We start from the raw sequence: 7494 nt of genomic DNA, 5'->3' as shown, positions 1-7494 counted from the left end.
GTGCTAGAATGCAGGTGTGCGGTGACCGTAGCTCAGCCCGGTCAGAGCGCCTGGCTGTGGCCCAGGAGGTCGGGGGTTCAAGTCCCCTCGGTCACCCCAGAGTCGGACCACTGCAGCGGTCCTCCACCCCGCAAACACCGGCGTAGCTGGCGGCAGGGGGTTGCATTCCGAGCGCGAATTAGCGGACACTAATCATGGTGGAATACCCGGGGTGGATGGCCACCGACGAGGCGCGGACCATGACGGGCCTGGAGATCGCAAAGCCCCTGTACTACGAAGAAGACCTGCAGGAGGGGTGGCTGTACATCCTCTTTGACGACGAGGGCCGGCTGATCGTCTTGGACCGGGACCGCTGGGAAACCCTCCACCGCCCTTCGCCCGAAGACCAGGGACACTGAACGAGGACGACCTCGGATCCGGGATCCGAGGTCCGGGGATCAGGTAGTGGTGCCGAGATCCGGGATCGTGATCAGGGATCAGATGTCAGGTACTGATCCCGGATCCCTGATCCCGGAAGTTATCCACTAGCCCGCCGCCATCGGAGCTCTCACCTTCAGCTCCGACCCGCAGGTGGCGCAGAAGCGGGCGTCGTCGCGGTTGCTGGCGTGGCAGAGCCTGCAGACGATGCCCTCCGCCACCTGGGTCCCGCAGTTGCTGCAGAACTGGTCGCGGGGGCGCACCGGGTGGCCGCAGGACGGGCAGTGCATCCCGTCGTCGGGCAGCTTGGCCCCGCAGGTCCCGCAGTACGTGCTGTCGTGGCGGTTTTTGGCGCCGCAGGCCCGGCAGACCTTCGACCGCAGCAGCTTGGCCCCGCAGGAACTGCAGAACAGGTCCTCGTCCCGGTTCATCCTCCCGCAGGCCCGACAGAGCATCCCCCGCACCCCCCGTCTCCCGCCGGTGTTGTACCCCCTACCCCGCGGCCGTAGACGGCTCCCCTGGCCTGCTAGGGCGGCGCGATCCGCAGCGGGAGGTCGTGGTCGGAGGCCTCGGCGGTCATGTGGTGGGCCGGGGCCAGCATCAGCAGCCTGTAGACCCGCGCCGTCCTCTCTCCCACCCACGCCCCGAAGACGGCCGTGCCGCCCGGTGACCTCCAGACCACTGCCTGGCACGGCTCGTCCGCGCACGTTCCCCGGCGCCCCAGGACGGCCCCCTGGGGCTCCTGGAGGTAGGCGGCAAACGGCCCCTCCAGGCTGAGCGGGTTGGGGAGGGTGTCTTTCTCCCACGGGCCGCCGGCCGTCCGGAAGTACCGGGTCGAGCCGATGATGACGGCTTCGTTGCCGCCGGCGGTCCTGTAGCGCAGGCGGTCGGGTCGGACCAGTTCCAGGTCCGTGACCGCCACCCCCCCGGCCCCGTCGGCAATCTGCTCCCGCTCCCGCCAGGTGCGCACCCGGACGGCCGCCCGGCGCGCCCGCTCCAGCAGCCGTAACGCCTGCGGGTCTGAGGACTTCCGGGTGACCGACCCCAGCAGCAGCGGAAAGACCACGGTCTCGTCGGGGGCTCCACGGCGGCGGACCACCACGTGCAGCTCCCACAGGCCCGCCAGACCCACCTCGCTTCCCTCGGCCGCGAACCGGTCTCCCCGCGGCTGCAGGGTGAGGGTGACCGGACTGAGGTCCTCATCCAGCTTCAACGCCCGCAGCAAAACCCGGGAGGACGCAGGATCCAGAGGCCCGGCGGGGCCACGCACTGTGACCTCCAGTCGGTTCCAGCCCGGCTGCGCGGGCGTGACGGTGAGCTCCACCCGGAACGGACCCGCCATCCCGGCCAGGACCAGCGGCGGCTGGGGGGGCGTGGCCGCCGGCAGGGTCACTGACGCCGGCGGGGTGATGGTCAGGGCCGCGACCACCAGCACGACGGCCGCGCCCACGGAGACTTCGGCGGCGAGGGCGCGCAGGAAGCGGGCGACGACGCGCTCCTCCTTCCGCGCGGCCAGGCGGGGACGCAGGACGAACCGGTTGTACGCCCCCAGCCCGGCCGCCGCCGCCACGAGGACCAGCTTGACCGACAGCAACCTTCCGTAGGGCGTGACCGCCAACGCGCGGACCGACGGCACGTGGACCAGGGCGCCGTACATCCCCGTGACCGCCAGCACGAGCAGGCTGACTCCCGCCGCCCGGGAAAAGCGCGGCACCAGGACGGCGGCCAGCGCGGTGCGGGCGGACGGCGGCGCCCGCCGCAGGACCAGCCACAGGGACGGCAGTCCTCCCACCCACACGCCGGCAGCCGCCAGGTGCGCCCAGTCCACCGCGGAGGCCGCGAGGCCCAGGGCGGCGGCGTGGGAGTTGACGGTCACCCCCGCCAGGATCGTCCCGGCAGCCAGGAGCGAGGTGGGCCACAGCGGCGGCACCCGCACTCCAGGCACCAGCGGAATGACCACCGCCGCCGTCGCGCCGAGGAGCCCGTAGACGACCGCCACCAGGATCACCAGTGGGAGGTGAGGCGAGCCGCCCAGAGACGCGGGGCCGCCGAACAGTGCGGTGATGGCTCCCACGATGGCGCACCACAGCAGCAGGACCGCTCGGAGGATCCGCCCGGACGGCGTGGGGGGCACCAGGAGCACCGCCGCGCCGGCCAATCGCACCAGCACGCTCCAGCCGGTCTTGGTACCGCCCAGCATCGCCCCCAGCAGGCCGGCACGCCACGCCGCCGCCGGCGGCGCGTCGAGGAGGGCGGAAGCCTGCAGGATGAACTCTCCCACCACGCCGACCACCAGCATCCCCGCGGCGGCCGCTTCCGCGCGGCGCAGCGGGCGGACGGCATCGCATGCCAGGGCGGCCGAGGCGGGATCCAGGCTCGCCAGGGACGGCCGCAGGACGGCCGCGTAAAATGCAGCCGCGCCGGCCAGGAAGAGGGCGGCGGCGAAGTTCAACCACCGGACGGCCACCTGGGAGACAGGCGGGGCGGCCGCAGCGGTGCCTCGCACCTGCCCGCCCACAGGCTGGCCCACGGCGAACAGGAAGAACCCCGTCGTGGCGTGGCCGTCGGCGGTGGACAGGACCCTCCACCGCACCGTGTACACACCTGTGCCCAGCGGCCGCAGGGACACGGTGAGGCTGCGGCGGTCGGCCGACAGGCTGGCGACGGTGGAAACCACTGTCCCGGAGCCGTCGGTCACCGTGGCGGCGCTGAGCCCCGGGGCCACCGGCTCGGAGAATTCCAGCACCACGGCTGCGGGGGCCGCCGACAGGGACGCACCCGAGGGCGGGGCCGAGCGGACCAGGACAGCGTGGGCCGACGCCCCGGCGGCCGCCAGCAGCACGGCCGCGGCCGCGCCCGTCACTGCCAGCGGAAGGCGACCGCGGGTCATCTCAGGGCCTGACCGTGAACCGGAACTGCCCTTCGGCCACAAACCCGTCGTCGGCCGAGACCGCCCGCCATCGCACCGTGTACGTTCCGGGGCCGACGGGGCGCAGGCGGGCCACCATGGATCTGCGGTCCAGGTCGTCCAGGTCCACGCCGCCCCGTCCGTCGTCCACCTGCCGCCCGCGGGCGTCCCACACGCTCAGGCGGCTGCGGCCGGGGTCGAGCTCTTCGCTGAACCACGCCCGCACCTCCCGGGGAGCGGACCGCAGCACCGCGCCGGCCGCCGGCTCAGACCGCACCAGCCGGGCGTGGGCGGCGGCGGAGGCGGCCAGGGCGAGCACGACCGCGGCGGCTGCGCTGACCCGCACCTTCAGCACCGTCCCCCTCCTCTACCCGTCCGGACCGAACCGCACCTCGATGGTGTCCCCATCCTGGGGCACGTATGTGTCAAACGCGTCGCGGGACCGTCCGTTCACCAGCAGGCGCAGCCGTCCCGGGCGGCCGTCGGGGCAGCGGTCGCCGGTTCGGTAGACCGTGCCGTCGGGAAACTCCAGGGCGTCCCGGGAGAATCGGACGCCGGCGCTGGCGAAGAATCGGCCCAGGGTGGCGTTGCGGCCCGCCTCGACCGGCAGCACGGGGTGGATGTGGATGAGGCCGTCTCCGTGGGTGTGGACGTTTCCAGGGGTGGGCGGAAACGGAGGTCGCTCCCGCCCGCAGACCACTACCGCATAGCGGGCGTGCCAGTGGTCTCCGACCCGCGGCAGTGCCGGCTGACGGGCCGCCAGCACCAGCAGGCCGGTGAAGGTCAACAGGCCGCCGGCCACGGCCAGGAGCACCGGCCACCGGCCGCGCCTTCCGCGCTGCCTCGGACTCCGCGGGCGCACCTTCCTACCGGCTGGCACCGAACTGGATGACGATCGCATCTCCGTCGTGAGGCACGTATCTGTCGAACTCGCGCGACGGCCGGCCGTTGACCAGCAGGCGGACCTGCCCCACCGCACCATCGGGGCAGCGGTCTCCGGACCGGTAGGCTGTCCCGTCAGGAAAGACGATCTCGTCCCGGGAGAACCGCATGCCGGCCGAGGCGAAAAAGCGGCCCAGGGTCGCGCGGGACCCTCCCTCTGCGGCAGTGCGGGGCGCCACGTGGATCACCCCGTCGCCGTCGGTGTAGACCGGCCCCGAGGTGCGCGGCAGGTCCGCTACCGGCCGGCCGCAGATCACGATCAGGTAGCGGGCCCGCCAGTGGTCTCCGGGGCGCGGGTGCGTGGGACGCGCCGACAGGGCCAGGATCAGGCTGGTGGCCGCCGCCGCCAGCAGCGGCACGCCCACCCGCACGGCCGTGCGGCGGGTCAGAAGAAACCCGATTCCGGTCTGCGCGCGGTCGCGAATGGCTGTCGGCCTCATCGGAAGGAATAGTTCTCCGTCCCCCGGCCCGCCTCCGCCCTCGGCGGGGGCGCATTCCCCCACACATCGGGCCGCCGGGCACCGCACAGGAGGAGCGCTGACGCGGGCCCCGAACCTCGGTGCAGGAGGCCGCCATGGCCTTTCGCTGGCCGGACGTCCTGTGGGCTGTCCCCCTGCTGGTCGTGGGGGTCTCCGCCTACCTGCGCCTGCTGCGCGGTCCGCCCCGCCATCCGGTCCTGCTCTCCACCGCCCCGCACGCCCGGCGGGCGATGAAGACCGCCGGTAGGTCGCATCTCCCTGCCGCGTTGGTCACCGGCGCGGTAGCGGCCACGCTGCTGGCCGCCGCGCGCCCCGTCGCTCCTCTGCCCATGCCGGCCGAGCGCGCGGTCATCGTGCTGGCCCTGGACGTCAGCGGGAGTATGCGGTCTACGGACATCGCTCCCTCGCGGCTGGAGGCGGCCAAGGCCGCCGCCAAGGACTTCCTGCGGGCGCTGCCTCGCCGCGTCCCGGTGGGACTGGTGGCGTTCGCGGGCTACGCCACGCTGCTGGCCGCCCCCGGCACCGACCGCGAGCGGCTGATGACCCTCATCGACGGGATGGGCACGGCCCGGCGCACGGCGATCGGCGAAGGCCTGCTGGAGGCGGTGGCCGCCCTGCCCGGACGTTCCCGCCCCCTGCCCGGACAGCCGTGGGCCCCGCCGCCCGGACCGTTTCCTCCGGGTGCGGTGATCCTGCTCACCGACGGCCGCAACAACGCGGGCACCGACCCCCTGGAGGCGGCGGACGCGGCCGCACGGCAGCAGGTGGTGGTATACACCGTCGGCGTGGGCCAGCGGTTTCCCGACCCCGGGACGTGGGCCATCGGCGGCGGCATCGACGAGGAAACCCTGCAGGCGATGGCGGCCCGCACCGGGGGCTCCTACTACCACGCGTCTTCGGCCCACGGGCTGCGGGACGTGTACCGCCATCTTGCCCGCAGCCTGGGGTGGGAGCGCCGCCCCACGGAGGTGGCGGCGGTCTTCGCCGCTTTCGCCGCCGCCCTGCTGGCCGCCGCCCTGGCCGTGGCGTGGTTCCGGGCGTTTCCCCTGGCGACCTGAGACCGCCTGCCGGAATGTGCGGGGGTCACGGGACCAGCGCCCGCAGGCCCGCCACCGCGAAGACGACGCTCATCGCGGCGACCAGACCGCCGCAGCCGACCAGGACCGTCCGGTAGACCCCGGCGGGGATCCGGCCTCTGCCGGCGCCCACCACGCCGGCCAGGATGCTGTTCCACCCCAGGTCCAGGGCAACGTGGCCCAGAAAGAACAGCCCCACCACAGCAGCCACGCCACGGGCGCTGAACAGGGCGTAGTAGCCCGCTCCCACCGTCACCCACCACAGCAGCCAGTACGGGTTGGCCGCCGTGGCGATCAGCCCGGCGCGTACGAGGCTGGCGGGGCGCAGGCTCGGGCCGGCGGGCCGGCTGCCCGGCAGGGAGGGAGTGTTCCAGGCGGCCACGATCATCTGGGCGCCCATGCCCAGCAGGACTGCTCCGCCCAGCAGGCCGATGACGCCGACGACGCGGGGCTGGCGCAGGGCCGGCCCCATCCCCACGGCCAGCACGGTGACCAGGAGCGCTTCGGCAGCCGCGTGACCCGCCGTCACCAGCGGACCGGCCACCCCGCCCAGGCGCGCGCCCTGGGCCACGGCCATGGCCGTCACGGGACCGGGCATCAGGATTCCGGACAGGCTCACCAGCCACCAGGTCAGCGCGACGGGCAGGAGGTCAGGCATGGGTGCCAGGGACCGAAGACGCGAGGCCGCAGACCGCCCCGCCCCACCTACCGCCGGTCACGGTGACTCCCTCCCCGCCCTCCGGAGGACGGGGGAAAGTGCGGCAGGACGGCGCGCGCCAGCGCCTCCAGCCCGTCCAGGTCGTCCAGGTCCAGCCACTGCAGCATGACGCGCTGGACGCCGGCTTTCTCGAAAGCCGCCAGCTGGTCCACCACCTCCTGAGGAGTGCCCACCACCACGCCCCGCGCCCGCAGCTGTTCGACAGGGCGGCCCCGCCGCTCCAGGCGGCGCCGCACCTCCTGCTCGGTGGAGCCGAACACCACCCCGGTCATCAGCGACCGGCGGACCGTCTGCGGGTCCTGTCCCCGGGCCTGCAGCAGGGCATCCAGGCGGCGGGACAGGCCGGCGAATGCCTGCGGTGTCTGGAAGGTGGCGTTCCACTCGGCGGCATAACGGGCGGCCAGCGGCAGGGTCCTGTGGATCCCGTTGCCGCCCACCAGGATCGGCGGGCCACCGGGCCTGCGGGGCCGCGGCAGGAGCACGGCGCCGTTGAGGCGGTAGTACCGTCCGGAGAACGTCACGGGCCCGTCCGACCGCAGCAGGCGGGTCGCCACCTCCAGAGACTCCTCAAACCGGACGAATCGCTCCCGCAGGTCCAGCAGGTCGAAGCCGAACAGGGCGTGCTCGCGCTCCTGCCATCCGGCCCCCATGCCCAGGGTCAGGCGCCCGCCGGACAGGTCGTCCACCGCTGCGGCCATACGCGCCGTGTGGACAGGGTGGCGGAACGAGCAGGGCGTCACCAGCGGGCCGAAGGCGATGCGGGCGGTGTGGGTGGCCAGCCAGGCCAGCGACACCCACAGCTCCAGGGACTCCCGATCCGGAGGCGCCGGGTTGGTGAAGTGGTCCGAGCGGTACAGCCCTGCAAAGCCGAGGTCCTCCACCGCGCGGGCCACGGCCCGCCAGCGGTCCCAGGTCAGGCCGTTCTGGCCTTCGATCATGATGGCGATGTCCATC

At 73.5% G+C, this 7494-nt stretch carries 9 protein-coding genes and 1 tRNA gene; 3 read left to right on the top strand and 7 right to left on the bottom strand.

Annotated elements, in window-relative coordinates:
- Window positions 1-21 precede the first annotated feature (21 nt).
- Together RB150_09620 and RB150_09615 are read left to right on the top strand one after the other, a co-directional pair.
- Window positions 22-99: transfer RNA gene (locus tag RB150_09620), tRNA-His, on the top strand.
- A 95-nt stretch (window positions 100-194) separates the two neighbouring features.
- Window positions 195-398 (top strand): hypothetical protein, encoded by a 204-nt coding sequence (locus RB150_09615; GenBank protein ID MDQ7820792.1) that lies wholly within the window; start codon window positions 195-197, stop codon window positions 396-398.
- A 126-nt stretch (window positions 399-524) separates the two neighbouring features.
- Here RB150_09615 and RB150_09610 read toward each other — a convergent pair whose 3' ends face one another.
- From RB150_09610 to RB150_09590, 5 genes are all read right to left on the bottom strand, one after another.
- Window positions 525-872, bottom strand: a complete 348-nt coding sequence (locus RB150_09610) for a zinc ribbon domain-containing protein (protein ID MDQ7820791.1) — start codon at window positions 870-872, stop codon at window positions 525-527.
- Window positions 873-943: 71 nt separating this feature from the next.
- Window positions 944-3307, bottom strand: coding sequence for a copper resistance protein CopC (locus tag RB150_09605; protein MDQ7820790.1), 2364 nt, complete (start codon window positions 3305-3307; stop codon window positions 944-946).
- Window position 3308: 1 nt separating this feature from the next.
- Window positions 3309-3680, bottom strand: a complete 372-nt coding sequence (locus RB150_09600; GenBank protein ID MDQ7820789.1) for a copper resistance protein CopC — start codon at window positions 3678-3680, stop codon at window positions 3309-3311.
- Between the two features lie 12 nt (window positions 3681-3692).
- Window positions 3693-4139, bottom strand: coding sequence for a hypothetical protein (locus RB150_09595; GenBank protein ID MDQ7820788.1), 447 nt, complete (start codon window positions 4137-4139; stop codon window positions 3693-3695).
- A 52-nt stretch (window positions 4140-4191) separates the two neighbouring features.
- Window positions 4192-4707 carry a hypothetical protein gene (locus RB150_09590; protein ID MDQ7820787.1) on the bottom strand — a complete coding sequence of 172 codons (516 nt, stop codon included), beginning with the start codon at window positions 4705-4707 and terminating at the stop codon, window positions 4192-4194.
- A 134-nt stretch (window positions 4708-4841) separates the two neighbouring features.
- Between RB150_09590 and RB150_09585 the strand changes: the two genes are divergently transcribed.
- Window positions 4842-5804 carry a VWA domain-containing protein gene (locus RB150_09585; protein ID MDQ7820786.1) on the top strand — a complete coding sequence of 321 codons (963 nt, stop codon included), beginning with the start codon at window positions 4842-4844 and terminating at the stop codon, window positions 5802-5804.
- Window positions 5805-5829: 25 nt separating this feature from the next.
- On the opposite strand, the gene RB150_09580 is transcribed toward RB150_09585, so the two are convergent.
- Both RB150_09580 and RB150_09575 read right to left on the bottom strand, forming a co-directional pair.
- Window positions 5830-6480: a LysE family transporter gene (locus RB150_09580; protein MDQ7820785.1), complete on the bottom strand. Its 651-nt coding sequence runs from the start codon at window positions 6478-6480 to the stop codon at window positions 5830-5832.
- 47 nt (window positions 6481-6527) lie between these two features.
- A complete protein-coding gene (locus tag RB150_09575) occupies window positions 6528-7493 on the bottom strand; it encodes a TIGR03560 family F420-dependent LLM class oxidoreductase (GenBank protein ID MDQ7820784.1) in 966 nt (321 codons plus the stop codon).
- Window position 7494: the final 1 nt, after the last annotated feature.

Source organism: Armatimonadota bacterium (genome assembly GCA_031081675.1).
Taxonomy (GTDB): domain Bacteria; phylum Sysuimicrobiota; class Sysuimicrobiia; order Sysuimicrobiales; family Kaftiobacteriaceae; genus Calidihabitans; species Calidihabitans tengchongensis.
Note: the sequence above shows the minus strand (reverse complement) of the source record. Positions and strands in the feature narration are given on the sequence as shown.